Consider the following 24,669-nt stretch of genomic DNA (forward strand, 5'->3'; position numbering starts at 1 on the left):
ATACATTAGACTATAATATAAAAGGCTTCCAAATTTGGAAGCCTTTTACTTTTTAGAATTGTCTTAAAACTTTATTTTTTAAGAATAGTTTGGTTGAATGAACCATCATTCGTATAGACTTTTACCAAATAAGTTCCTTGAATAAGGTTGCTTAAATCGATAGTTTCAGCATCTTTATCAGCACTCTTAACTAATGTACCAGACATATTGTAGACCTGAACTTTTTCTACTGTTTGAGTTGACTTAGTAAGATATAAAACATCAGCAACCGGATTTGGATATAAAATTATTTTTGCAGTTTCAGGCTCTGCAACAACTTCTGTTGTTTGCGCCATACGTGCAGTTCCTCCGGTATAGTGTGTGCCGATATAGAATAAGTTTGCAACAGATCCTTTAGTTATCGTGTTTGAACCTGTAGGAATTGAAGCCGTAACGATTCCAGCTGACGCAGTGTAAGAAACATTATTTACTTTAATTGTTCCTGTAAAGTTAGAATCAAAAACCAAAGTTAAGGTTGAAGCACTTGTAGTGGTATAAGTAATTGAAGTACTTGATTCAATTTTTAAACGAGCGGTCAAAGTCAGTCCTGCATAAGTTACTGATCCCGGAGTTGAATTCATATTTCCTGTAATAGTATAAAATGAACTTGTTTTTCCTGAAGTGGTAAAATTATGATTTTGGTCTCCGCTTGGTGTTCCGGTTGTAACTGTAATTGTTCCTGATCCTGTGGCTGGAGTACCAGTACCAGTCGTTGCAATTGAGTAAGACAATGTTGCAGTTGGAGTTCCTGTAATCGTGATTGTTTTAGCCGTAGTATTTTTTACGAAACTAATTCCTGAAGCGGGCAATCCGGTAACAGTTGCATCCGTTGCAGTTCCTCCCCAAGTGAAAACAATTGAGCTTATTGCAGTACCACTGGCAACAGTTTGGTTGTTGTTACTGGTTGAAGTTAAGGTTTGAGTTCCTGCCGGATTAACTGTAATTGTTCCTGATCCTGTTGCAGGAGTGCCAGATCCCGTTGTAGCAATAGAGTAAGACAATGTTGCTGTTGGAGTTCCTGTAATAGTAATTGTTTTAGTCGTACTATTTTTTACAAAAGTAATTCCTGATGCAGGTAATCCCGTTACAGTTGCGTCTGTTGCATCGCCGCCCCATGTAAATACAATGGATGCAATTGCAGTTCCACTTGTTACGGTTTGATTATTATTGTTTGTAGAAGTTAGTGTTTGTGAACTTGCCGGAGGATTTCCTTCTCCCTGCACCGCTACTAAAGTTCCGCTATAATTAGTTAATGCTGATTTAAGTGCTGTAATTACAAGTGAAGAAGTGTCATCTACACTATTGTCAAAAGTCCATTTTAAATCTCCTCCGGAAACACGACCTGCGTATTGTGTTGTTTTTGTTTTAGCAGTGGCAGGTTGGTCTACTACTAAATTTTTAACGTAGAATGCAGCATCAGTATCAAAGTTATTGTAAACGTTTGCTCCAGATTTAGACTTAACGGTACTGCTTACAGTCTCACCTCTTGTGGTAGGAACATAAGCATCGAAGTCAGTTGTTGAACTAATTTTTCCTGAGATGTTGTATAAAGGATTTGGGTCATTGTAAGCAACAAAACGCATATTATTTGTTCCGTTTGAAGCATCAAAAGTATTATTGAAAGCTTTGATTGATCCACCAGCTTCACCTGAAAATGTTCCCATTGTTCCAGCATTATTAACCTGATTCGCTTCATCCCAAATGTCGGTTCCTTGTAAAGATGTTAGCATCGGATGTTTACTATTTCTGAAATAATTTCCTTCAACAAATAAAGAAGAACCTAATGTCGAACCTGAACCATATTTTGCAACGCCATCAAAATAGTTGTTATAAATGTGAGCAGAATAGTAGCGTACACGAGGATGACGAGAATCAGAGTGATCAAACCAGTTGTGGTGATACGTGATATATAAACCGCTGGTTGTTCCTTCGCTCAAACCTAAAAGGCTGGCTTTTCCGTTGTCCCAAAAGTGATTGTAAGACAAGGTAATATACGTTGATGTTTTGTTGTCTAAGGCACCGTCACCTTTTATTTGATCAGCGTCGCTTCCTGCATTTCCATAAAACAAATCGCAGTTATGAACCCAAATGTGATCGTTATCTTGTTGCATTCCAACATTATCTCCCGCTGTACTGTTGCAGTTCATAAATCCAAGATTGCTAACTTCAATGTTAGAAGCCGATTTCAGTCTTACGCCCCATCCATTAGCTACGGCATCAGTTCCAACACCTTCAATAGTTAGATAACTTGATGCATTGTTCGAATTTTCGATTACAACATCTCCACCTTCCATAATGGTCATATCTGTAATATTTCCAATTAGACGAATGATAAACGGGCGAGTATCTTGTCCTTTTTTAATGGCATACAAAATATTTTGTAAACCAACACACGGATTTGAACTTGCACCAGTAATATTCATCGAAATGGTGTTTTTAGTGTTTTGAGTAATGTAAAGGATTACTGCATTGTCTTTTGGAGTTCCGTCGGCTTTGTATCCACCCGGAACGCGCCCGCCAGCAAATGCAAAACCGTTACGGTCCTGAGCTGAAACAGTCAAATTACCAGTTGTTGTTCCGCTTCCTTCTACACCAGAAATTACAGGTTTTATTTTTACAGTGTATGTTCCAGCTTGTAATCCCGGAATATCAGCTCGTAAATAACTTCCATAACTTCGGATGAGCTGGTCGTCAATTTTTTTGTCTGTAACACCTTGCCCTGTGTAGTAGACATTATAAGTTTGGGCGCCGCTTACGGGCTGCCATTTTACAAAAGCTGATTCCAACCAGCCGGAAGCTTCATTAATTTGTTGTGCCCAAATTTGAAAAGTTGCAAAAAAGAGCGCTAGAAAAAGTAGGTTTTTTTTCATAATTGTTTGGTTTAAGTGGTTAATTGTTAATAAAGTGGTTTTTGTTTATCAAATTCAATATTTAATTGTAATCGATTACACAAAAATAAAATGTTTTTTCTTAATTCGTATTTATTTTAGAATAAAAAAACACATTATGTATAAATATTGATTTTATATTGGTAATTATGTAATAAGTTGCATTAATTGTAATTTATTACATACAAAATGTAAATCCTGTGAAGCATTATTTTTGCTGAATTTTTTTGAAGTATAGTATAAGAAATTGAACTCCTGAGGTAGTAATTTTTTATAAAAATGAAAGAATTGTGGGAGAATACTATTTTGAAGGAAAAAAGTTACTTTTAATTTTTTAGAGTTAAAATTTTTTAAGTAAAGAATGAATTTTTACGATAATTTGCTTTACTTTTTTACTAGAATTTTAGCTGAAATAAAAAGATTAAGCACAACTACCTATTGTAGTATTTAATTGTTTTTGAGAATAGTTTAGACATAAAAAAAAGCCTTTTTGAAACTCAAAAAGGCTTTTTAAATATGTTAAAAGTAAAAAACTTAGTCTTTACTTGATAATTTAGATAGTAATCTTAAAAATTCAATATATAACCAAACTAAAGTAATGATTAATCCCATAGCACCATACCATTCCATAAATTTTGGCATTCTTTGCTGAACTCCTTTTTCGATTTGATCAAAGTCTAAAAATAGGTTTAAAGCAGCAATGATAATTACAAAAACACTAATTCCAATACTCATCATTCCGTTTCCATAATGTACTGGAGTAAAATTAAAAATTAGTGATGCCAGCCACGAAAATAAATAGTAAGTTGCAATTGCCAATGTTGCAGCAATAACTACTGACTTAAATTGTTCAGTAACCTGCACAATTTTAAATTTATATAAACCTAAGCAAACTAAGAAGGTTACTAAGGTTGCACTAACAGCGTTGACAACAATTCCGGGATATTTAATTTCAAAAATGGCAGAGATTCCTCCAATAAATAAACCTTCAAATAAGGCATAACCTGGAGCTAGATAGGGTGAAAGCTGCGGTTTGAAAGAAGATACTACAACTAAAATTAAACCAATAATTGCTCCTCCAAAAGCAGGTATAATTGGATTCATTCCGGTAAATGCCATCCACCATGTTACCATAGCGGCAGCCGTTAAGATTAAAAATAAAATAACTGTTTTATTGATAGTACCTGACAAAGTCATTTCCTGATTGTAATCAATAATCTTTGCTTCGTGTACTTCTTCAGCTTTTGAAACAGCATTTGATGAAAAACGCTTGTCGCTTAAAAATGGATTTTTTGAATTGAAGTTCATATTTCTAATACATTTAATTGTACTCAAATATATGGAGTTTTTTTGAAGTGCAATTATTTCTGTAAAATTTTTAACATGAAATTTTCTTCTGAAAGGATTGGCCTTAAAACAAAAAATCCATCAAAAAAATATTGATGGATTGATGTTATATTGTAGTTGAATTTTTAGTTCAATAAATCTAAAACTAAAGATGGAAACAAACCTAAAACAATATTTAATGTAATTGAAACGATCGCAACAGCATAAATAAGGAATGGTTTTCCGGTACGTTCCTGATTTGGTTCTTTAGAATACATGGCTAAAATCAATTTGAAATAATAACCAACACTAATGATTGAGTTGATAACAGCTACAATTACTAAAGCGATGTAACCAGCTTCGATTGTTTGGTTGAATAAGAATAACTTAGCAAAAAATCCGGAGAAAATCGGGATACCTGCCATAGATAATAATGAACCAGTTAATATAGCAGCCAATAACGGATTCGTTTTTCCTAAACCATGAAAGTTTGTGATATCTTCGTTATCCTGATTTTTGCAAACATATAAAATAACGCTAAATGCAGCAATTCCTGCTAATGCATAAGCTGCTGTATAATATAATAATACCCCTGCCGAAGTTGCTATCGTTAACAGAGTCATCAACATAAAACCTGCATGTGAGATTCCTGAGAATGCCAACATACGTTTTACATTTACCTGACGTAATGCCATTATATTTCCAACAGTCATAGAAGCGATAGAAATGATAACCACGATAGTTTCAAATGTTCCTAATAAATCCTGATTTTCAAGTGATGGAATTAAATTCAATGCTGAAACTAATTTATAAAGTGTTGCAATAGCTACAACTTTTGCCAAAGTACTCATTAAAGCAGTTGTCAAAGCAGGCGATCCTTCATAAACATCCGGAGCCCAAAAGTGAAATGGAACAGCAGCTACTTTAAACAACATTCCGATCGTCATTAATATCATTCCGATTGGGAACCAGATTGGTAATTCAGCAGATAAAGAGCTCTCGCTAATTTCAACAACATCAAAACTTCCCATTGCACCGTAAATTAAACAAATACCAAATAAGATAATTCCTGAAGCAAATGATCCCATCAGGAAGTATTTCATCCCAGCTTCGTTACTTTTCAGGTTCAAACGTTCACTTGCAGCAAGGACATATAAAGCAATTGATAGAATTTCGATTCCTAAGAAAAACATCGCTAAGTTTCCAAAAGAAACCATTGCAACTCCTCCGGCTAATAAAAATATTTTTATAGCAACAAAATCTGAAATTTTGGTTGGATGATTTTCATAGAAATTATGACTTAATGCCACTAAGAAAATGGTCAGGATTATAAACAGTGAAGAGAACGCAGTCGAGAATTTACTCACTGTGATCATATTATTGTAGTAACTTTCTGTTGATCCAAATTCAGAAAAACTAAGTGCCAAAACGCCCAATAAACCAAGAATGGTAATTGGAACAATGGCTTTTCTTAAATTAAGAATTTCAAATAATAGGCAGAAAATACCCAATCCTGTTATAGCTATTAATGTATTCATTTTTGCTTTTTTGATTTAGGAAATCCAAAACTACAGATGTCCTAATTTATTTTTATTTAAAATATTAATTTTTATTGATAACGTTCAAAATCGTTTCTAAACTTGGTGTAATCAAATTTGTAATTGGTTTTGGATAAAATCCGAAGAAAATTAAAACAGCGATAATTACAACTAATGAAATTCCTTCATTAACAGATACATCTGCAAAAGTTTTCGAATCTGTTTCTCCCAACATTACATTTTGAAACATCTTAAGCATATAATAAGCTCCTAAAATAATAGTTGTTCCACCTAAAACAGCGAACCAGATATTGATTTGAGAAAGACTATACAAAACAGTAAATTCTCCAACGAAGTTAAAAGTACTTGGTAAGGCTACAGAAGCTAAAACCAAAATTAAAAACATAGAAGTGAATTTTGGCGATTGGGTACGAATACCACCCATTTCTGAAATGTTTCTCGTTTCGTATCTTCTGTAAATAATTTCAGCTGCGTAGAATAATCCAACAACAACAAAACCGTGAGCAATCATTTGTAAAACGGCTCCACGTAAACCATCGATAGTTAACGTATAAGTTCCTGCAGCGATTAATCCAACGTGAGCAAGAGATGAATAAGCTAATAATTTCTTTAGATCTTTTTGTCTCAAAGCAACAATTGATCCGTAAATAACACCTGCAATTCCTAAAGCGATGAAAATATCCATGTATTCTTTTGCAGCAAGAGGTGCAATTGGCAATTGCCAACGAATAACACTATACAATCCCATTTTTAGCATAATACCAGATAAAAGCATCGTTCCAACTGTTGGTGCTTTTTGGTAAACATTCGCCTGCCAGGTGTGGAAAGGAATAATTGGAATTTTGATAGCATAAGCTAAGAAGAAAGCCAGGAAAATCCAAAGTTGCTCAGTAGCAGATAAGTTTAATTTGTATAAATCTTCGATTAAGAAACTTCCATTTGCTTTTTGTGACAAATAGATGAAAGCAACCAACATGAACAATGAACCGGCAAGAGTGTAAATAAAGAATTTAACTACTGCTTTTCTACGTTCTTCAGCATCTCCATTACCCCAAATAAGCGCAATAAAGTAAATCGGAATTAAAGCTAATTCCCAGAAAATATAATATAAAAGACCATCTGCTGCCAGGAAAGTTCCTGTCATAGCAAATGCCATAAATAAAATTAATGCATAAAAAGCTTTAGCATTTTTATATTCATTTCCGAAAGAAGAGAATATAATAATTGGAGTTAAGGCTACAGTCAATAAAAGCATAGCAATTGCCAATCCATCAGCATTTAGCGCAAATGAAATTTTAGGTTGTGTGATCCACGCATTGATTACGCTGATATTTTCACCAGCACAAAAATGATTTAACAATACAACCGAACAGCCCAAAGCTGCCAAACTAAAGAACAAAGCTACTTTTGATGCTAGTTTATCACCGACAAAATAAGTGACAAATGCACCAATTAAAAGAATAATTAATATGAGAGAAACGTTCATAGTTATAAAATTATTGAGCTAAAAATATATAGGAAATAATGGCACAAAGACCCAAGACAAAAGCAAATAGATATAATCCGATACTTCCGTTTTGTAATTTTTTACCTTGAAAAGCCAGTTCATTAGTTACTTTACCTAATCCAAAAACAACTGCAGATAAACCAGTTTCAACATAGTCTCTAAAGAATCTTGATAATCCATTTATAGAGCGTACAAATATTGCATCGTAAAGTTCATCTACATAATATTTGTTGTATAAAACTTTGGCTACGCCAGTAATATTTTCATCAGCTTCAGGAACATTGTCTTGTTTGAAATATTTGATATAAGCAATAAAAGTACCGATCAATCCACCTAAAACAGCAACTCCCATAAGAGTATACTCTGTTGTGCCTAAATGATGTTCTTCTCCAGCCACTTTCGTGAAAAGAGGAGCCATATATTCGTTCAGCCAGCTATTTCCAGGAAGACTGATAAGACCTCCAAAAGTTGCTAAAACTGCCAAAATCATTAAAGGGAAAGTAATTAATCCGTCACTTTCATGTAAATGGTGTTTTTGTTCTTCAGTTCCTCTAAAATCTTTAAAGAAAGTAAGGAACATCAATCTAAACATATAAAATGCCGTCATGATTGAAGCAATAGATCCAATAATGTAAAGCGGAATACTGTGGTGGAAAGCAGTCATTAAGATTTCATCTTTAGAGAAGAAACCTGAAAACAAAGGAACACCTGAAATAGCTAATGAAGAAATCAACATGGTCCAGAAAGTGATAGGCATTGCTTTACGCAAACCTCCCATTTTACGCATATCCTGTTCTCCGTGCAATCCGTGAATTACAGATCCTGATCCTAAAAACAAACAAGCTTTAAAGAAAGCGTGTGTGATTACGTGAAAAACAGCTACTTCATAAGCACCGAATCCAAGAGCTAAAAACATTAAACCTAATTGAGAAACGGTAGAGTAGGCCAGTACTTTTTTAATATCAGTCTGAACCAAACCAATTGTTGCAGCAACTAATGAAGTTACAGCTCCAACTATTGCAATTACAGTCTGAACGTCTGGTGCTAAATCAAAAACAAAGTTTAATCTCGTTACCATGAAAATACCTGCAGTAACCATGGTCGCTGCGTGAATCAATGCCGAAACCGGAGTTGGTCCAGCCATCGCATCAGGTAACCAGGTGTATAACGGAATTTGTGCCGATTTACCACAAGCTCCAATAAACAAACATAAAGCTGCTAATGAAAGTAAAGGTAAGTTTAGGTTTGTTGCTCCGGCAATTGCCGTTTTTAAAGTTGCATAGTCTAAAGTGGAGAACATTGAACCAATAATGAACATTCCGATTAATAAACCTAAATCTCCAATTCTGTTCATGATGAAAGCTTTTTTCGCAGCATCATTGTAATCCTGGTTTTTATGCCAAAATCCAATTAATAAGTACGAACAAAGTCCAACGCCTTCCCAACCAATAAATAATACTAATAAATTACTTCCGATTACCAATGTAATCATGAAGAATACGAACAAATTCAAATACGCAAAAAACTTATGCATATTCTCGTCATCGTGCATGTAGCTAATGGAATATAAATGAATCAACGATCCAATTCCAGTTACAAATAGCAACCAGAGAACGGATAATTGATCTAATAAAAATCCTAGATTAATATGAAGATTACTAATTTGGATCCAGTCAAATAAAGTTACCTGAATGACTTTTCCAGTTGAAGTAATTTGATTAAAAAATATAAGTGTAACTATAAAAGAAACTGCTACAGCAACTGTTCCGATAATACCCGAAACTGTTTTTCCTAAGCTTTTCCCGAAAAAAACATTGATTAAAAATCCTAAAAAAGGAGATAAAACTAAGACTAAAGCTAAATTGGTATCCATTTCCATTTATCCTTTTAAATTTTTTAAATTATCGATACTAATTGAGCCTAAATTTCTAAAAATAGAAACGAGAATGGCCAATCCTACCGCAACTTCTGCTGCAGCAACTGCCATCGAAAAGAACACAAAAACTTGTCCCTGTGCATCTTGATGATACGTTGAAAAAGCAACAAATAAAAGGTTAACCGCATTCAACATGATTTCGATAGACATGAAAACGATAATAGCATTTCGTCTGTACAATACACCAAAAACACCAATACAAAAAAGTACAACACTTAAAAAGATGTAGTTTTCAATACCTATTTGATTTAATATATTACCCATTATTTATTTAATTTTTCTTTTTTAGACAATAATACTGTTCCAATCATGGCTACTAAAAGCAAAATCGAAGCAAATTCAAACGGAACCATATATTCGTTCAATAATATTTTACCCAATACTTTGATAGACTGAAAATCTTCACCGGTTGAATCATATGCGCCTACAATTGGTTTCGAATTAATGAAGATTGTAATTAGTACAATGCAAATCAAACAAAAAGAAACAATGGCACCTAAACGTGTAATTCTAGGCCTGTGAACCTGATGGCGTTCGTTTAGATTCATTAACATAATCGTAAACAGGAACAAAATCATAATCGCACCCGAATAGACTATAATATGTACGATAGCCAAAAATTGAGAGTTTAATAATAAATAATGACCAGCAATCGAAAAGAAACAGATTACTAAATAGATCGCACTATGAATTGGATTTCTGCTAAAAATGGTCAAAAATGCGGTAATTACCGTAATAAACGCTAAGAAACAAAATATAATTTGTACAGTTGTTGCGTGTGCAAAATCAGGAATATGTATCATTTAGTTAGCATTATTAAGTTGAGCATTTTTGATCGCCACATCAAGAGGCATCACTAATCTGTCTTTTCCAAAAATGAAATCTTCTCTTTCATAACTAGAAGGAACCAAAACTTTTGAAGTCGTCAAATAGATTGCATCTTTCGGGCAAGCTTCTTCACAAAGGCCACAGAAAATACATCTTAACATGTTGATTTCATAAATCGAAGCATATTTTTCTTCTCTGTACAAATGTTTTTCATCTGGCTTGCGCTCAGCAGCTTTCATAGTAATGGCTTCTGCGGGGCATGATAAAGCACACAATCCACAAGCCGTACAGTTTTCGCGACCTTGTTCATCGCGCTTCAACTGGTGTTGACCACGATAAACCGGACTCATTTCACGTACTTGTTCAGGATAATGAATGGTTACTTTTTTTCTGAAAAGGTGCTTAAGTGTAATAAGCAATCCTTTCACAATCGCCACAAGATACAATCGTTCCCAAAAAGTCATCTCTTTGTTCGAGACCACCTTTTTTCTACCCGATAATGATATAGTTTCTATTGACATTTTTTAATGTATGATTTACGATTCACAATTTGACGTTTAAATCAAATTCAAAATCTATTTTATTTTTTATTTGAAGCTAATCCTGCTATCCGCTTGTATCTTTTATGGTGAACCCCACCATAAAAGGATACCGCTTCTATCGGGGCTAGGACACTCAGGTATTAAAATCCTAAGTAAACTGCGATATCATGTCTTAAAATAACAACTCCTGTAATCACGATATTAATGATCGAAAGCGGAATCAAAATTTTCCAGCCTAAGTTCATTAACTGGTCATATCTAAATCTCGGAATTGTCCAACGTACCCACATATAAAAGAATATGAAGAAACATATTTTAGCAAATAATACTGCAATTCCTAAAACGTTAGCGATATTAACTCCAACATTTTCTACCATCCATTGCATTCCCGGATAATTGTATCCTCCAAAAAACAATACCGATATAATGGTTGCAGAGATAAACATATTGGCATACTCAGCAAATAAATAGAATCCCATTTTCATGGATGAATATTCAGTATGATATCCACCAATTAACTCAGATTCACATTCTGCTAAATCAAAAGGAGTTCTGTTTGTTTCTGCAAAAGCACAAATCAGGAAAATCAAGAAGGATAACGGTTGGTAAAATACATTCCAATTCATTCCTGCTTGTTGTTCAGAGATTTCTTTTAAGCTTAAAGTTCCAGTCATCATCAATAATGCAATCATCGATAATCCCATAGCAACTTCATAAGAAACCATTTGCGAAGCCGCACGAACAGCTCCCATCAATGAGAATTTATTGTTTGAAGCCCATCCACCAATCATGATTCCGTAAACTCCCACAGAAATTACTCCGAAAACATATAATAAAGCAATATTTACATCTGTTGCCTGCAATAAAACGTCACGTCCAAAAACATGCAGTCTATCGCCCCACGGAATTACAGCGCTCGTCATCAAAGCCGTACTCATGGCAATTGCCGGACCAACAACGAATAAAAATTTATTTGGTGTGTTTGGTTCAAATTCTTCTTTTGAGAATAATTTCATACCATCTGCAAGTGGTTGTAATAAACCTCCCCAACCAGCACGGTTTGGTCCTACACGATCCTGAAGAAAAGCCGCAACTTTACGTTCAGCCCAGGTAGAATACATCGCCATAATCATTGTTATAGCAAAGACCACAACAATTACAACACTTTTCTCTATAATAAACGTACCATCTACCATCATTAAGAAATTTTGTTGTTAGTATTTAATGGAATTTCAGCCATACTAATTTTTTTACGGTCAATATCTCTACCCATAAGGATAGTTTTTTCAGTATCAATTTCTACTTTCTCTAATTTTTGAGTGTAGTTATTTTGGTTGATAACAGAATCCTTTTCAAATTCTCTTGGTCCTTCAATAACCCAGTCATTTACGTTTTTGTGATCAAAACGACAAGAGTTGCAAATGAATTCTTCTACTTCATGATACTCGTCTTTACGACCCGTTACACGTTGAATTTCTCCTCCAAACATCCAAACGGTAGTTTTTCCACAACATCCAGGAGTTGTACATTCTCTGTGTGCATTGTAAGGTTTGTTGAACCAAACTCTTGATTTGAAACGGAAAGTTTTATCAGTTAATGCTCCAACCGGGCATACGTCGATCATATTTCCAGAGAATTCATTGTCGATAGCTTTTGAAATTCCGGTTGAAATATTAGCGTGATCTCCACGATCTAATACTCCGTGAACTCTGTTGTCTGTTAATTGATCTGCAACTTGTACACATCTTTGACATAGAATACAACGGTTCATATGTAGTTGAATATTCGGACCAATATCTTCTGGTTCAAATGTTCTTTTTTCTTCGATAAAACGCGATTTTGGATTTCCGTGCTCGAAACTTAAATTTTGAAGATCACATTCTCCGGCCTGATCACAAACCGGGCAGTCAAGCGGGTGATTGATCAATAAAAATTCTGTTACAGATTTACGGGCTTCCGTTACTCTGTCAGAAGATTTACTGTTTACTTCCATCCCGTCCATACATCCTGTTACACAAGATGCCATTAATTTTGGCATTGGTCTTGGGTCAGCTTCACTACCTTTAGAAACTTCAACTAAACAACAACGACATTTTCCGCCGCTGCCTTTTAATTTTGAGTAATAGCACATGGCTGGCGGTACCAAATCTCCACCAATCATACGTGCAGCCTGCAGGATCGTTGTTCCTGGCTCTACGTCTATACTTTGACCGTCTATGGTTACTTTCATCTCTTATTGATTTGAATGTTGAAAGTCGGAATATTTAAAAAGATTTGCTGTCCTTTTTTATATTATTAACTTTATAACTTTCTACTTTATATTTCTTTATACGATTACTTTACCGCCTACCAAATGTTTCACTTGCGAGAAAGGTTCAGCAACAAAATGATCTCTGTGTTTAATTTTTTCAGGGAAACGAACGTGATATTCAAATTCATCTCTAAAGTGACGTATCGCTGCTGCTACTGGCCAGGAAGCTGCGTCGCCCAGTGGGCAAATTGTGTTACCCTCGATTTTACTTTGAATACTCCACAATAATTCGATATCTTCTTCACGGCCCTGACCGTTTTCAATTCTCCATAAGATTTTTTCTAACCAACCAGTTCCTTCACGGCAAGGTGTACATTGCCCACAAGATTCGTGGTGGTAAAAACGTGCAAAATTCCACGTGTTTCTAACCACACAGGCAGTGTCGTTGTAAACAATAAATCCTCCTGAACCTAACATCGATCCGGTAGCAAAACCACCATCACTTAAAGATTCGTAAGTCATTAATCGGTCTTCACCGTTTGCTGTTTTGAAAATTAATTCAGCTGGCAAAATTGGCACAGAAGAACCTCCGGGAACAAATGCTTTCAAAGGTCTGCTAGAAGACATTCCTCCTAAATATTCATCAGAATTCATGAATTCATCAACACTTAATCCTAATTCAATTTCATAAACACCAGGATTTTTAATGTGTCCCGAAGCAGAAATTAATTTAGTTCCGGTTGAACGGCCCACACCAATTTTTGCATAATCATCTCCGGAATTGTTGATAATCCAAGGCACTGCTGCGATAGTCTCCACATTGTTTACTACTGTCGGATTTGCCCAAAGTCCTGAAACCGCCGGGAAAGGTGGTTTAATACGAGGATTTCCTCTTTTACCTTCCAGTGATTCTATAAGTGCAGTCTCTTCCCCGCAAATATAAGCACCTGCTCCACAGTGAACATGTAGTTCTAAATCGTAACCTGTTCCTAATATATTTTTTCCTAACCAACCGGCAGCTTTAGCTTCGGCGATTGCTCTTTCTAAAATTTTGAAAACCCACATATATTCTCCACGAATGTAGATATACGAAAGGTTAGCGCCTAAGGCAAAACTGGAAGTAATCATTCCTTCAATCAATAAGTGAGGAATAAATTCCATCAAATAACGATCTTTGAAAGTTCCCGGTTCAGACTCATCGGCATTGCAAACTAAGTGTCTTGGTTTACCTGATTTTTTATCAATAAAACTCCATTTCATTCCGGCAGGGAAACCTGCGCCACCACGACCACGAAGTCCTGATTTTTTTACTTCTTCAACCACTTCGTCTGGCGTAAGTGTTTTTAAAGCTTTTTCTACAGAAGCATAACCACCATTTTGGCGATATACTTCGTAGGTTTTAATACCCGGAACATTGATTTTATCTAATAATATTTTCTGTGACATCTTATTTATCGTGTAATATTATTTTATCATCTCTACAATCAGCGATTAACTGATCGATTTTTTCTTCTGTCAATTTTTCTTTGTAGAAATCGCCTAACTGCATCATCGGAGCATATCCGCAAGCACCTAAACATTCTACTCCGGCAATGGTAAACATTCCGTCCGGAGTTGTTTCCCCCATTTTAATGCCTAATTTTTCAGAAGTATAATCCATTAAATTTTCAGCACCATTTAAACAACAACAAGAAGTCTGACAGAATTCGAACATGTATTTTCCAATTGGTTTTTGGTTGTACATGGTATAAAAAGTAACCACTTCGTAAACCTCAATTGGTTTGATGTGCAAAATTTCAGCAACCTTATCCTGTAACTCGATACTTAACCAGTTATCGTGCGCGTCCTGCACTTCATGCAAAACAGGTAACAAAGCCGATTTTCTTTTGTCTTCAGGATAATGACTGATTAATTCATTGATACGGGTCATCAATGCTTCAGTCATGTTTATTTCTTGTTTGTAATGTTTTCTTTCCATTATTAATTTTAGATTTTAGATTTTAGATTTTAGATTTTTTTCAATCTTTGTCCATAATCCATATTCTGCAATCTTTGTTTTAGTTTTAGATTTTTCAATCTGAATTCTTCAATTCTTATAATAGTCTTCGATTTCAATCTAAATTCCGAAATCTAAAATCTACAATTTTCTAGGCGTCTAATTCTCCTGCAATAACATTTAAACTTGAAAGGATAACGATTGCATCTGATAATAAAGCACCTTTAATCATTTCCGGATATGCCTGATAATAAATAAAGCAAGGTCTTCTGAAATGTAATCTATATGGAGTTCTGCTTCCGTCAGTAACTAAATAAAATCCTAGCTCTCCGTTTCCTCCTTCAACAGGATGGTAAATTTCTGCAACTGGTACAGGAACTTCTCCCATTACAATCTTAAAGTGATAAATTAAAGATTCCATTGAAGTGTAAACATCTTCTTTTGGAGGCAGGTAATAATCTGGGACTTCTGCATGATATTCATTTCCGGCAGGCATCTTGTCTAAAGCCTGACGAATGATGCTTAAGCTTTCGCGAACTTCGGCATTACGAACACAAAAACGATCATAAGTATCACCTGATTTTCCAACAGGAACAATAAAATCGAAATCTTCGTAAGACGAATAAGGTTGTGCAACACGAACGTCATAATCAACACCGGCAGCACGTAAATTTGGACCTGTAAAACCGTAGGCCATTGCTTGCTCTGCTGAGATTGCACCAACGTTTACAGTTCTGTCAAGGAAAATTCTGTTTCTTTCGAATAAGTTTTCAAATTCTTGCCAGGCGACAGGAAAATCTTTTAAAAACACATCTAATTTGCGGAAAGCTTCTGGTGACCAGTCTCTTTCGAAACCACCAATTCTTCCCATATTTGTTGTTAAACGAGCACCACAAATTTCTTCGTAGATCTCGTACACTTTTTCTCTAAATTGAAAAACGTATAAGAAACCAGTATACGCACCAGTATCTACACCCAAAATCGAGTTACAGATTAAGTGGTCTGTAATACGAGCTAATTCCATTACGATAACTCTTAAATACTGAGCACGTTTTGGAACTTCAATTCCTAACAATTTCTCTAAAGTCATCCACCATCCCATATTATTAATAGGAGAGGAGCAATAGTTCATACGGTCTGTTAAAGGCGTAATTTGATAGAAAGGACGATTTTCGGCAATTTTTTCGAAAGCTCTGTGAATGTAACCAATAGTTGGTTCAGCCTCAAGAATTCTCTCTCCATCCATCAATAAGATATTCTGAAAAATACCGTGTGTCGCTGGGTGTGTTGGGCCTAAATTCAGTACTGAAAGCTCGCTTCCGTCTTCGTTTAGTTTCTCCTTTATTATTTTAGCATATCGATGCTCTGGTGGTAATAATAGTTCTGACATTTTATAATGTTGAATTATTTATTTTTTAGCAATTTGTTGTTGTTCTTCCAAAGAATCTGTCGTCTTTATCCGTTCTTCCGCTGTCTTCCAAAGGGAATTCTTTTCGCATTGGGAAAGAGATCATTTCATCCATATTCAAAATACGTTTCAATTGCGGATGTCCAATAAAGTTGATGCCGTAGAAATCGTAAGTTTCTCTTTCCATCCAGTTTGAACTTAGGAAAATATTTGAAATTGATTTTATCTCTGGTTTTTCGCCGCTTAAATATACTTTAATTCTAATACGTTTGTTTTCGTACCAGTTATGTAAATGATATACTATTGCAAACTGACGATCAGCTTCGTTATCCGGATAATGAATACCGCATAAATCGGTTAAAAAGTGAAAACGTAAATCAGAGTCGTTTTTCAAAAAAAGGATCAAAGCAGTGATTTTATCAGCTGTTGTTTCTATTGAAAAAATATCTCTTTCTTCTTGAAAGTTAAAAACACTTGTGTCAAATGTTTCCGTAAGTTTATCCTGAATCAGGGTATTTTCTAAAGCCATTTTATGAAATGTTATAAGAAGCTAATAATTCTTGGTATTCTGGAGAGCTTCTGCGTCTAACAGATTCGCTTCTTACCAATTCCTGAAGTTTCATTACTCCATCAACAATTTGTTCTGGTCTTGGCGGGCATCCCGGAACGTAAACGTCAACCGGAATTACTTTGTCAATTCCTTGTAAAACAGAATAAGTATCGAAGATTCCACCTGATGAAGCGCAAGCTCCAACAGCAATTACCCAACGAGGCTCAGCCATTTGTTCGTAAACCTGTCTTAAAATAGGTGCCATTTTTTTAGAAATAGTTCCCATTACCATTAACATATCTGCCTGACGAGGAGAAAAACTTACACGCTCAGATCCGAATCGTGCTAAATCGTAATGTGAAGCCATTGTAGCCATAAATTCGATACCACAGCATGAAGTTGCAAAAGGCAATGGCCATAATGAATTGGCTCTTGCTAAACCTACAACGTCATTTAGTTTTGTAGCGAAGAAACCTTCTCCTACAACTCCTTCCGGCGGCGCAACCATATTTACATTTGAATCGCTCATTTTATTTTAGATTTTAGATTTCAGATTTTAGATTTGGGTAAATCGTATAATCAAAATCAATTTATTATCATTAAATCTTTGAATTTGAGAAATCTAAAATTTGAAATCTCAAATCGTAAATTGTTATTCCCAGTCTAGTGCTTTCTTTTTGATGATATAGAAGAAACCAACTAAAAGAAGCGCCATGAAAACAATCATTTTCAACATTCCTTCAATTCCTAATTCCTTAAAGTTTACTGCCCAAGGATAAAGGAAAATAACCTCTACATCAAACAACACGAACAAAATAGCTACCAGAAAGTATTTTACTGAAAATGGGATACGAGCGTTACCAACAGATTCGATACCGCACTCGAAGTTTTTGTCTTTAACTTCAGAGGTTCTTTTTGGTCCTAATTTTCCAGAAATTATGATTGTTCCTACCACAAAACCAACAGCTAAAATGAACTGCATTAAAATAGGAATGTAACTGTATTGATCAGATTGCATAAACTTAGGGTTTTTACTTAAAAAATAAGCCACAAAGATAGTTCTCAACTCTGTAAATCACAAGCTAAAAAATGATTTAAGTAAGCTCAGAAACGACGTTTGCATCTAATTTTTATTGATTATAAATAACATCCTTAAATTTTAATATTATTTTAAGATTTGAGCAAAAAAAAACGTTTCGAAATAAATCGAAACGTTTTTAAAACCATTCAGAGGCAAAAAAAATAAATTGCTATATTTTTCTTAGATTACTGCTACTTTAGCAGCAACTTTCCCTTTTCTTCCTTCTTCTTCTTCATAGCTTACACGGTCACCTTCGCGTAATTCTTCCGCGTTAATTCCTGAAGCGTGAACGAAGATATCTTTTCCTGTTTCTTCGTCTGTAATGAATCCATAACCTTTAGATTCATTGAAAAATTTTACTGTACCTGTACGCATTGTAATTGTAATAATAATTTATAATGAAGCAAATGTAAGATATAAATTCATACAAAAGACAATAAGGTGTTAATTTTTTATAAAAATTATTGATTCACAGTGTTTTCGCTATTTATATTGCATCAAATCATGTACAGATGTGCTTTAATTGAGAATCATTAATTGTAAGAATAGAACTAAGAAAAACATGTCTCACATTAAGGTCATTTTGACAATTATCGCAATTTGTTCAATAATTTAGAATTAATTATTGTGAAGGCTTTTGTTTATTGTTTTTTTTAAGAATTTCACTAAATCACAAAAAAGAAATAAAAAAACTGCAACTAAAAAATAATTGCAGTTTTATATTTAAAAAATTCTAAGAATTTATGCTATATCAACTTTAATGTGTAATTCTTTTAGTTGAGCATCATCAATTGTTGCAGGCGCATCAATCATAACATCACGACCAGAATTGTTTTTTGGGAAAGCAATAAAATCTCTAATCGTTTCCTGGCCTCCTAAAATAGCAACAAGTCTATCCAACCCAAAAGCCAATCCTCCGTGTGGTGGCGCTCCAAATTGAAAAGCATCCATTAAGAAACCGAATTGTGCTTTTGCTTCTTCTTCAGTAAATCCTAAATATTTGAACATTAATTGTTGCGTTGATTTATCGTGAATACGAATTGATCCCCCTCCAATTTCATTTCCGTTTAGTACCATATCATAAGCATTGGCACGAACTTTTCCAGGTTCAGTTTCCAATAATTGCATGTCTTCTGGTTTTGGAGATGTAAATGGGTGGTGCATGGCATGGTAACGTCCGCTTTCTTCATCTAACTCTAATAATGGGAAATCTACAACCCATAATGGAGCAAACTCTTCCGGATTACGCAATCCTAAACGAGTTGCCAATTCCATACGAAGTGCTGAAAGTTGCGCTCGTGTTTTATTTGTTGGTCCTGAAAGTACAAAAATCATATCGCCAGGTTTTGCACCTGTAATTTTTGCCCATTGTCCTAAATCATCCTGATCGTAGAATTTATCTACAGATGATTTGAAAGTTCCATCGTCATTACATTTTGCATACACCATTCCTGATGCTCCAACCTGAGGGCGTTTTACCCAGTCAATTAACCCGTCAATTTCTTTACGAGTATAATTTCCAGTTCCCGGAACTGCAATTCCTACTACCAATTCTGCAGCATTGAATACCGGAAAATCTTTATGTTGTGCAAATTCGTTTAACTCACCAAACTCCATTCCAAAACGAATGTCCGGTTTGTCATTTCCGTATGTTTTCATAGCATATTCGTAGGTAATTCTTGGGAATTTGTCTACTTCAATGCCTTTAATTTCTTTTAATAAATGTCTTGTCAATCCTTCAAAAACATTCAAAATATCTTCTTGCTCCACAAATGCCATTTCGCAGTCGATTTGTGTAAACTCAGGCTGACGGTCTGCACGTAAATCTTCATCACGGAAACATTTCACGATTTGGAAATATTTATCCATTCCACCAACCATCAACAATTGTTTGAAAGTTTGCGGAGATTGTGGTAAAGCATAAAACTGTCCTTCGTTCATGCGGCTTGGTACAACGAAATCTCTTGCTCCTTCCGGAGTTGATTTAATTAAATAAGGAGTTTCAACTTCGCAGAAATCTAAATCAGATAAATACTTACGAACTTCCATCGCTACTTTATGACGGAATAATAAACTGTTTTTTACAGGATTTCTTCTGATGTCTAAATAACGGTATTTCATTCTGATATCTTCTCCACCATCTGTTTCATCCTCGATTGTAAAAGGAGGTGTTAAGGCTGCGTTTAAAATATTCAATTCAGAAACTAAAATTTCGATATCACCAGTCGGAATATTTTTGTTTTTGGCTTCACGCTCAATAACAGTTCCTTTTACCTGAATTACAAATTCACGACCAAGTGTTTTTGCCAATTCAAAAACAGTTTTATCAGTACGACTTTCGTCGAAAATAAGTTGTGTAATTCCGTAACGGTCACGTAAATCAACCCAATTCATAAATCCTTTATCGCGTGATTTTTGAACCCAACCCGCTAGTGTAACTTCCGTATTAATATTTGAGGCGTTTAATTCGCCACAATTATGACTTCTATACATGATCAAAATTTTAGACTGCAAAAGTAAACACAAAAATCAAATTAATTATGAAAAGTGCGCAACTAGATGACTATTAATTTGAAATATTTTGTTAATTGATAAAATTTGAAGTTGTTATTTCTTTAGATTTGAATAACTAAAAACAAATCTTACTATATATGAAGAAACTTTTTATTGCCGGTTTGGTTCTTTTCAGCACATTAAATGTTGTTGGACAATCTAAAAAATATGTCACTTTTGAAGCAAATATTGCGAATAGAAACGGTGATGTTATTAAGATTATCAATAATGGAAAAATTGTAAAAACAATTAACGTTAATCAAAAAGGTATTTTTAAGGATACTTTAATGGTTGATGGCGGAAGAAGCCGTTTGTCAGATGGAGTAGAAACTACTGAATTATTTCTGAAGAATGGGTATGACATCAAATTAAAGATGGATGCAAAACAGTTTGACGAGTCTATTGTATATACTGGTAAGGGAAGTTTAGAAAATAATATTTTGGCGCAGCGAATTTTGGCTGATGAGAAACTTTATGATAATAGTATCGCAAATGTAAATGATGAGACTTTTAATAAATTAATAGATGCTAAAAGAGCAGCTGATGCGGGTCGATTGAGTAATAAGAAATTAGATCCAGAGTTTGTAAAGATCGAAACTGAAAATGGAGCTGATGCAATTGCTTATATCTCACAACTTCGTCAAAAAGCGGTGGAAATGGCAAAAATGAATAACACGCCATCAGCTGATTTTGATTATGAGAATCATAAAGGTGGAAAAACTAAGCTTTCTGATTTAAAAGGAAAATATGTTTACATTGATCTGTGGGCCACCTGGTGTGGACCTTGCAGAGCTGAGATTCCATATCTTCAAAAAATTGAAGAAAAATATCATGGAAAAAATATAGAGTTTGTAAGTGTTTCTGTGGATACTCCAAAAGACCACGACAAATGGCAAAAGTTTGTGGCAGATAAACAGCTGGGAGGAATTCAGCTTTTGTCTGATAATGAATGGAAATCTGCTTTTGTAACTAGTTATAATGTAACCGGAATTCCTAGATTTATTCTAATTGATCCTAAAGGTAATATTGTAAGTGCTGATGCGGCAAGACCTTCTTCTCCAGACCTTCAGACACAGTTAGATGCATTATTGAACTAATTTCTGTATGAAATTATAACGATATCGTAATTTTATATTTTTTATAAAATCCCAGTAAAACCAATGCTTCAGCATTGGTTTTTTTGTATCCGGCTGACTTCCAATGTTAAGTTTTTATTCAATGTTACCAAATTGTTAACTAAAAGTTTGTTTAATGTAAACAATTAACTATATTTGATAACAATTTGATAACATTAATACCTAAAGATATGAAAAAATGTGTGATTTTAGTTGCAATGATGTTCTCTGGAATTTTAGTTGCACAAGAGGTAAAACCAGAATTAGAAGCTGTTGGAAATAAAGTAAAAGCTACTTATTACTTTGAAAATGGTAAAGTACAACAAGAAGGTTTCTTTAAGGATGGTAAACTGGATGGCGTTTGGGTATCTTATGATAACAAAGGAAACAAAGTTGCCGTGGGAGAATACACAGACGGATTGAAAACTGGAAAATGGATTTTCTTTAATGAAAACAGCCTATGCGAAGTTGCTTATGAAAATAGCAAAGTTAGCTCAGTTAAAAACTTACAGAAAAATGCTTTAGCCAATAGAAACTAAGGTAATTTCGAAGATACTTTAAAGAACCGCTTTTCTAAGCGGTTTTTTTATGCCTTCAGTTTTTTACGCTTTTTCTTTCTTCTTCCATACCAAATTACAAAACCCGTTACTAGTAATGCCGCTGCTATTAAACTTACTATAAAAGCAAGAGGCAAATATTTTGTTTCTTTTCAAATAAAGAGATTATATATTGGAACGTTATGATGCTATTTCACGCAAAGCCGCGAAGTCGCAAAGAACACAAGAACTTTGCGACTTCGCGGCTTTGCGCGATTACTTAGAATGTATTGTACTATTTCCCTCGAACAAAAAGTAAATCGATTTCCATTATTTTTCGGCAATAGCCTCTTTTTTCGGTTTTAAATGATAGGCAACATAAAATGAGATTGAGGCCAGAACAATCCAGAAAACATCAATAAAGAAAACCTGAATTTTATTTTGCATAAACGAAGTCCAGAACCAATTTCCGGAAATGATTCCGTTTGTAATCGGAATTAAGAAACCTAAAATACTTCCGGAAATCAGACAAAATTTATTGGTGAAAGCATCGTTCTTTTTAAGGATAAAAAAGACCGTAAGGATCAGCCATCCAACAAAATAAACAGTATAAAGATTTTCCTGAGTCAGCGGATAAAATATTTTTGTAACGATAAAGGCTAATGCTGTAATTGGATACATACTTAAGCAAATAGCCAAATAAATACGAACAACAGCTGCGTTGAAACGTCTTTTCTTTTCCGGCATATTGTTTTTTTGTCTTGCCACCAACCAAATCATGACTCCTGAAATAATCACGAAACAAGTAATAATTCCTAAAATAAAGCTAATAATTTTTAAAGTGTACCCGCCATAATCTCCAAAATGTATTTTGTATAAAACATTTTTTACGACATCTAAATAGTTGTTTTGAGTAACAGGGTTTTTCCTTGCAATTTCTTTTCCATCAGCAATTCGGTAAATTACTTTTCCTATTCCGGTGAATTTTTTGTGGTCTGGCATTTCACCTTCAACTAAAACATGCATGTTGGCATCGCCATAATTTTGGATGAAAACACGTGTAATTTCAAAATCTGACCAATTACTTTTTGCTTTTGCAACCAGTTTATCGATATCAAAAGGATTTACTAATTTTTTATTTTCAAATTTATAATCAGGATCTTTGTATTCTAACTCTTTGTATAATTTGTCCTGATCCCCTTTATACAATGCCATCACGGCAGGTGCTACAATAAGCAGTTTAATCATAAAAAAAGCGCCGGTAACTGCATACACAAATTGAAAAGGAAGACCAATCATTCCTAAAGCGGTATGCGCATCTGTCCACAATGTTTTTAATTTTTCCTTTGGACGGAAAACATAAAAATTAGAAACGATTTTTTTCCAGTGTAATAAAACACCGGTAACAATTGCAAACAAGAAAAATAAAGCGACAAACCCTGAAAGATAATAACCTACGGGATAGGGTACCTGTGCCAGAAAATGTAATCGGTATAAAAACTCACCTAAAGAATAAGATTCTTCGTAAGTAAAAGTTTTGAAGTTTTTAGTATCCAGATAAAAAAAGGAACCATCTTTTTGTTTGGCCGGAGCCAATGTGTCTTTGGTACCTTCCATATAAACAGCAACTCTACGTTCGTTACCTGGTTTAGAAAAAGTAATATTTCTGCCGTGTAATACATATTGTTTGTCCAGCTTTTGCAAAGCTGTATTGTAATCTAATTGAATTTCTTTTGTAATGGCTGTGGATTCATTTCTTTCCCAATTGATGATTTCATCTCTAAAAAAAGAAAAAGATCCTGCAAAGAAAATTACAAAAAGCACAACGCTAATAACGATTCCGCTAACAGTATGTGTATGAAAATAGATATTATAATTACGGTTGCTCATGGTTATTGTGGCATTGGATTATAGGTTTGACCCAGATAAATGAAAAGAGAAAAAACTAAACTTAGAAGGATATAGATACCCCAAATTTTCCATCCGCTTTTTGCCAGAAAGGCAACTACCATTAAAGCAACCCAAAGAATGAAACCCGTAAAAGCCATTGTCATCAGGATATTTGCCCTGTTAAACCAGGAAGCAAGAGCCAGATGAAAAGTGACTGAAACAAAATAGCCACCCAGAATGGCAGCAGTAATTTTGGCAAAGCGTTGCCATTTTGATTGGGTTAAATATTTTGGATTTGCCGGCATTGGTTGGTTTAGGTTAGTGATAATAAAATTCTAATAGAGCAGCAATTATCAAAACAGCCAAAAGTATTTTGATATTTACTTTTTTTAATGGTGTAAGGATGATAATTAAACTTCCAATGGTCATTAACTGAATAAAGAACATTAAAGTTCCGCAACATAATGATTGTGTAATAAGCCACATTGCATAAGCTGTAGCAAGGAGTAATAATCCGGTAATTTTGGTTTGCTTTGGATTGTTTTTCATCCATTTTTCAAAACCTAAATCATACGACAAAGCAGCTCTTTTTGATGTATAATACAAAGTATAAAAAGCTAAAAAAACGATAAGACTAGCTATTGTTATCATAATTTTAAAAATT

The 24,669-nt window shown here is 34.4% G+C and carries 23 protein-coding genes; 2 read left to right on the forward strand and 21 right to left on the reverse strand.

The annotated features are described in order from the left end of the window. Positions 1–71: 71 nt before the first annotated feature. The 18 genes from ASC72_RS08380 to aspS all read right to left on the reverse strand — a co-directional run bounded on the left by ASC72_RS08380 (position 72) and on the right by aspS (position 20,404). A complete protein-coding gene (locus tag ASC72_RS08380; RefSeq protein WP_056189643.1) occupies positions 72–2,909 on the reverse strand; it encodes a T9SS type A sorting domain-containing protein in 2,838 nt (945 codons plus the stop codon). A gap of 552 nt (positions 2,910–3,461) precedes the next feature. Continuing rightward, positions 3,462–4,235 carry a Bax inhibitor-1/YccA family protein gene (locus ASC72_RS08385; protein ID WP_056189647.1) on the reverse strand — a complete coding sequence of 258 codons (774 nt, stop codon included), beginning with the start codon at positions 4,233–4,235 and terminating at the stop codon, positions 3,462–3,464. A 164-nt stretch (positions 4,236–4,399) separates the two neighbouring features. Continuing rightward, positions 4,400–5,791 carry an NADH-quinone oxidoreductase subunit N gene (locus ASC72_RS08390; protein ID WP_056189650.1) on the reverse strand — a complete coding sequence of 464 codons (1,392 nt, stop codon included), beginning with the start codon at positions 5,789–5,791 and terminating at the stop codon, positions 4,400–4,402. 64 nt (positions 5,792–5,855) lie between these two features. Beyond that, the gene (locus ASC72_RS08395) at positions 5,856–7,298 is read right to left on the reverse strand and encodes a NuoM family protein (RefSeq protein ID WP_056189653.1); all 1,443 of its coding nucleotides are present in this window, start codon (positions 7,296–7,298) and stop codon (positions 5,856–5,858) included. Between the two features lie 10 nt (positions 7,299–7,308). Beyond that, positions 7,309–9,192: an NADH-quinone oxidoreductase subunit L gene (nuoL, locus tag ASC72_RS08400; protein WP_056190487.1), complete on the reverse strand. Its 1,884-nt coding sequence runs from the start codon at positions 9,190–9,192 to the stop codon at positions 7,309–7,311. 6 nt (positions 9,193–9,198) lie between these two features. Further along, entirely contained in the window at positions 9,199–9,519 is a 321-nt protein-coding gene (nuoK, locus tag ASC72_RS08405; RefSeq protein WP_026982591.1) for an NADH-quinone oxidoreductase subunit NuoK, read from the reverse strand. Continuing rightward, the gene (locus ASC72_RS08410) at positions 9,519–10,058 is read right to left on the reverse strand and encodes an NADH-quinone oxidoreductase subunit J (RefSeq protein WP_056189658.1); all 540 of its coding nucleotides are present in this window, start codon (positions 10,056–10,058) and stop codon (positions 9,519–9,521) included. Before ASC72_RS08410 ends, nuoK begins: the two co-directional genes overlap by 1 nt. Next, complete coding sequence (locus ASC72_RS08415) at positions 10,059–10,604, reverse strand: NADH-quinone oxidoreductase subunit I (protein WP_056189661.1); 546 nt, start codon at positions 10,602–10,604, stop codon at positions 10,059–10,061. A gap of 161 nt (positions 10,605–10,765) precedes the next feature. Further along, positions 10,766–11,824, reverse strand: a complete 1,059-nt coding sequence (gene nuoH / locus ASC72_RS08420) for an NADH-quinone oxidoreductase subunit NuoH (RefSeq protein WP_198528488.1) — start codon at positions 11,822–11,824, stop codon at positions 10,766–10,768. Continuing rightward, positions 11,824–12,855, reverse strand: coding sequence for a 2Fe-2S iron-sulfur cluster-binding protein (locus tag ASC72_RS08425; protein WP_026982595.1), 1,032 nt, complete (start codon positions 12,853–12,855; stop codon positions 11,824–11,826). Before ASC72_RS08425 ends, nuoH begins: the two co-directional genes overlap by 1 nt. Before the next feature lie 96 nt (positions 12,856–12,951). Continuing rightward, positions 12,952–14,322: an NADH-quinone oxidoreductase subunit NuoF gene (gene nuoF / locus ASC72_RS08430; RefSeq protein WP_056189666.1), complete on the reverse strand. Its 1,371-nt coding sequence runs from the start codon at positions 14,320–14,322 to the stop codon at positions 12,952–12,954. Between the two features lies 1 nt (position 14,323). Then, on the reverse strand, positions 14,324–14,854 hold the full coding sequence (locus ASC72_RS08435; RefSeq protein WP_029271565.1) for an NAD(P)H-dependent oxidoreductase subunit E: 531 nt from the start codon (positions 14,852–14,854) through the stop codon (positions 14,324–14,326). Positions 14,855–15,023: 169 nt separating this feature from the next. Next, complete coding sequence (locus tag ASC72_RS08440) at positions 15,024–16,262, reverse strand: NADH-quinone oxidoreductase subunit D (RefSeq protein ID WP_056189670.1); 1,239 nt, start codon at positions 16,260–16,262, stop codon at positions 15,024–15,026. Between the two features lie 25 nt (positions 16,263–16,287). Continuing rightward, the gene (locus ASC72_RS08445; RefSeq protein ID WP_056189675.1) at positions 16,288–16,809 is read right to left on the reverse strand and encodes an NADH-quinone oxidoreductase subunit C; all 522 of its coding nucleotides are present in this window, start codon (positions 16,807–16,809) and stop codon (positions 16,288–16,290) included. 1 nt (position 16,810) lies between these two features. Then, complete coding sequence (locus tag ASC72_RS08450) at positions 16,811–17,359, reverse strand: NADH-quinone oxidoreductase subunit B (protein WP_056189678.1); 549 nt, start codon at positions 17,357–17,359, stop codon at positions 16,811–16,813. A gap of 123 nt (positions 17,360–17,482) precedes the next feature. After that, positions 17,483–17,848: an NADH-quinone oxidoreductase subunit A gene (locus ASC72_RS08455; protein WP_029271569.1), complete on the reverse strand. Its 366-nt coding sequence runs from the start codon at positions 17,846–17,848 to the stop codon at positions 17,483–17,485. 243 nt (positions 17,849–18,091) lie between these two features. Beyond that, on the reverse strand, positions 18,092–18,286 hold the full coding sequence (locus tag ASC72_RS08460) for a cold-shock protein (RefSeq protein WP_007137066.1): 195 nt from the start codon (positions 18,284–18,286) through the stop codon (positions 18,092–18,094). A gap of 366 nt (positions 18,287–18,652) precedes the next feature. Beyond that, positions 18,653–20,404, reverse strand: coding sequence for an aspartate--tRNA ligase (aspS, locus tag ASC72_RS08465; RefSeq protein ID WP_056189681.1), 1,752 nt, complete (start codon positions 20,402–20,404; stop codon positions 18,653–18,655). 158 nt (positions 20,405–20,562) lie between these two features. Here aspS and ASC72_RS08470 point away from each other — a divergent pair, with 158 nt between their 5' ends. After that, a complete protein-coding gene (locus ASC72_RS08470) occupies positions 20,563–21,561 on the forward strand; it encodes a TlpA disulfide reductase family protein (protein WP_056189684.1) in 999 nt (332 codons plus the stop codon). Positions 21,562–21,770: 209 nt separating this feature from the next. Then, positions 21,771–22,118 (forward strand): toxin-antitoxin system YwqK family antitoxin, encoded by a 348-nt coding sequence (locus ASC72_RS08475; protein ID WP_056189688.1) that lies wholly within the window; start codon positions 21,771–21,773, stop codon positions 22,116–22,118. Positions 22,119–22,445: 327 nt separating this feature from the next. On the opposite strand, the gene ASC72_RS08480 is transcribed toward ASC72_RS08475, so the two are convergent. From ASC72_RS08480 to ASC72_RS08490, 3 genes are read right to left on the reverse strand one after another with little or no spacing between them, the layout of a single operon-like run. Further along, a complete protein-coding gene (locus tag ASC72_RS08480) occupies positions 22,446–24,005 on the reverse strand; it encodes a PepSY domain-containing protein (RefSeq protein ID WP_056189691.1) in 1,560 nt (519 codons plus the stop codon). Positions 24,006–24,007: 2 nt separating this feature from the next. Next, the gene (locus ASC72_RS08485; RefSeq protein ID WP_056189696.1) at positions 24,008–24,310 is read right to left on the reverse strand and encodes a hypothetical protein; all 303 of its coding nucleotides are present in this window, start codon (positions 24,308–24,310) and stop codon (positions 24,008–24,010) included. Positions 24,311–24,323: 13 nt separating this feature from the next. Beyond that, positions 24,324–24,656: a hypothetical protein gene (locus ASC72_RS08490; protein ID WP_056189699.1), complete on the reverse strand. Its 333-nt coding sequence runs from the start codon at positions 24,654–24,656 to the stop codon at positions 24,324–24,326. Between the last annotated feature and the right edge of the window lie 13 nt (positions 24,657–24,669).

Origin of the sequence: Flavobacterium sp. Root420 (assembly GCF_001427905.1) — a bacterium.
GTDB lineage: Bacteria > Bacteroidota > Bacteroidia > Flavobacteriales > Flavobacteriaceae > Flavobacterium.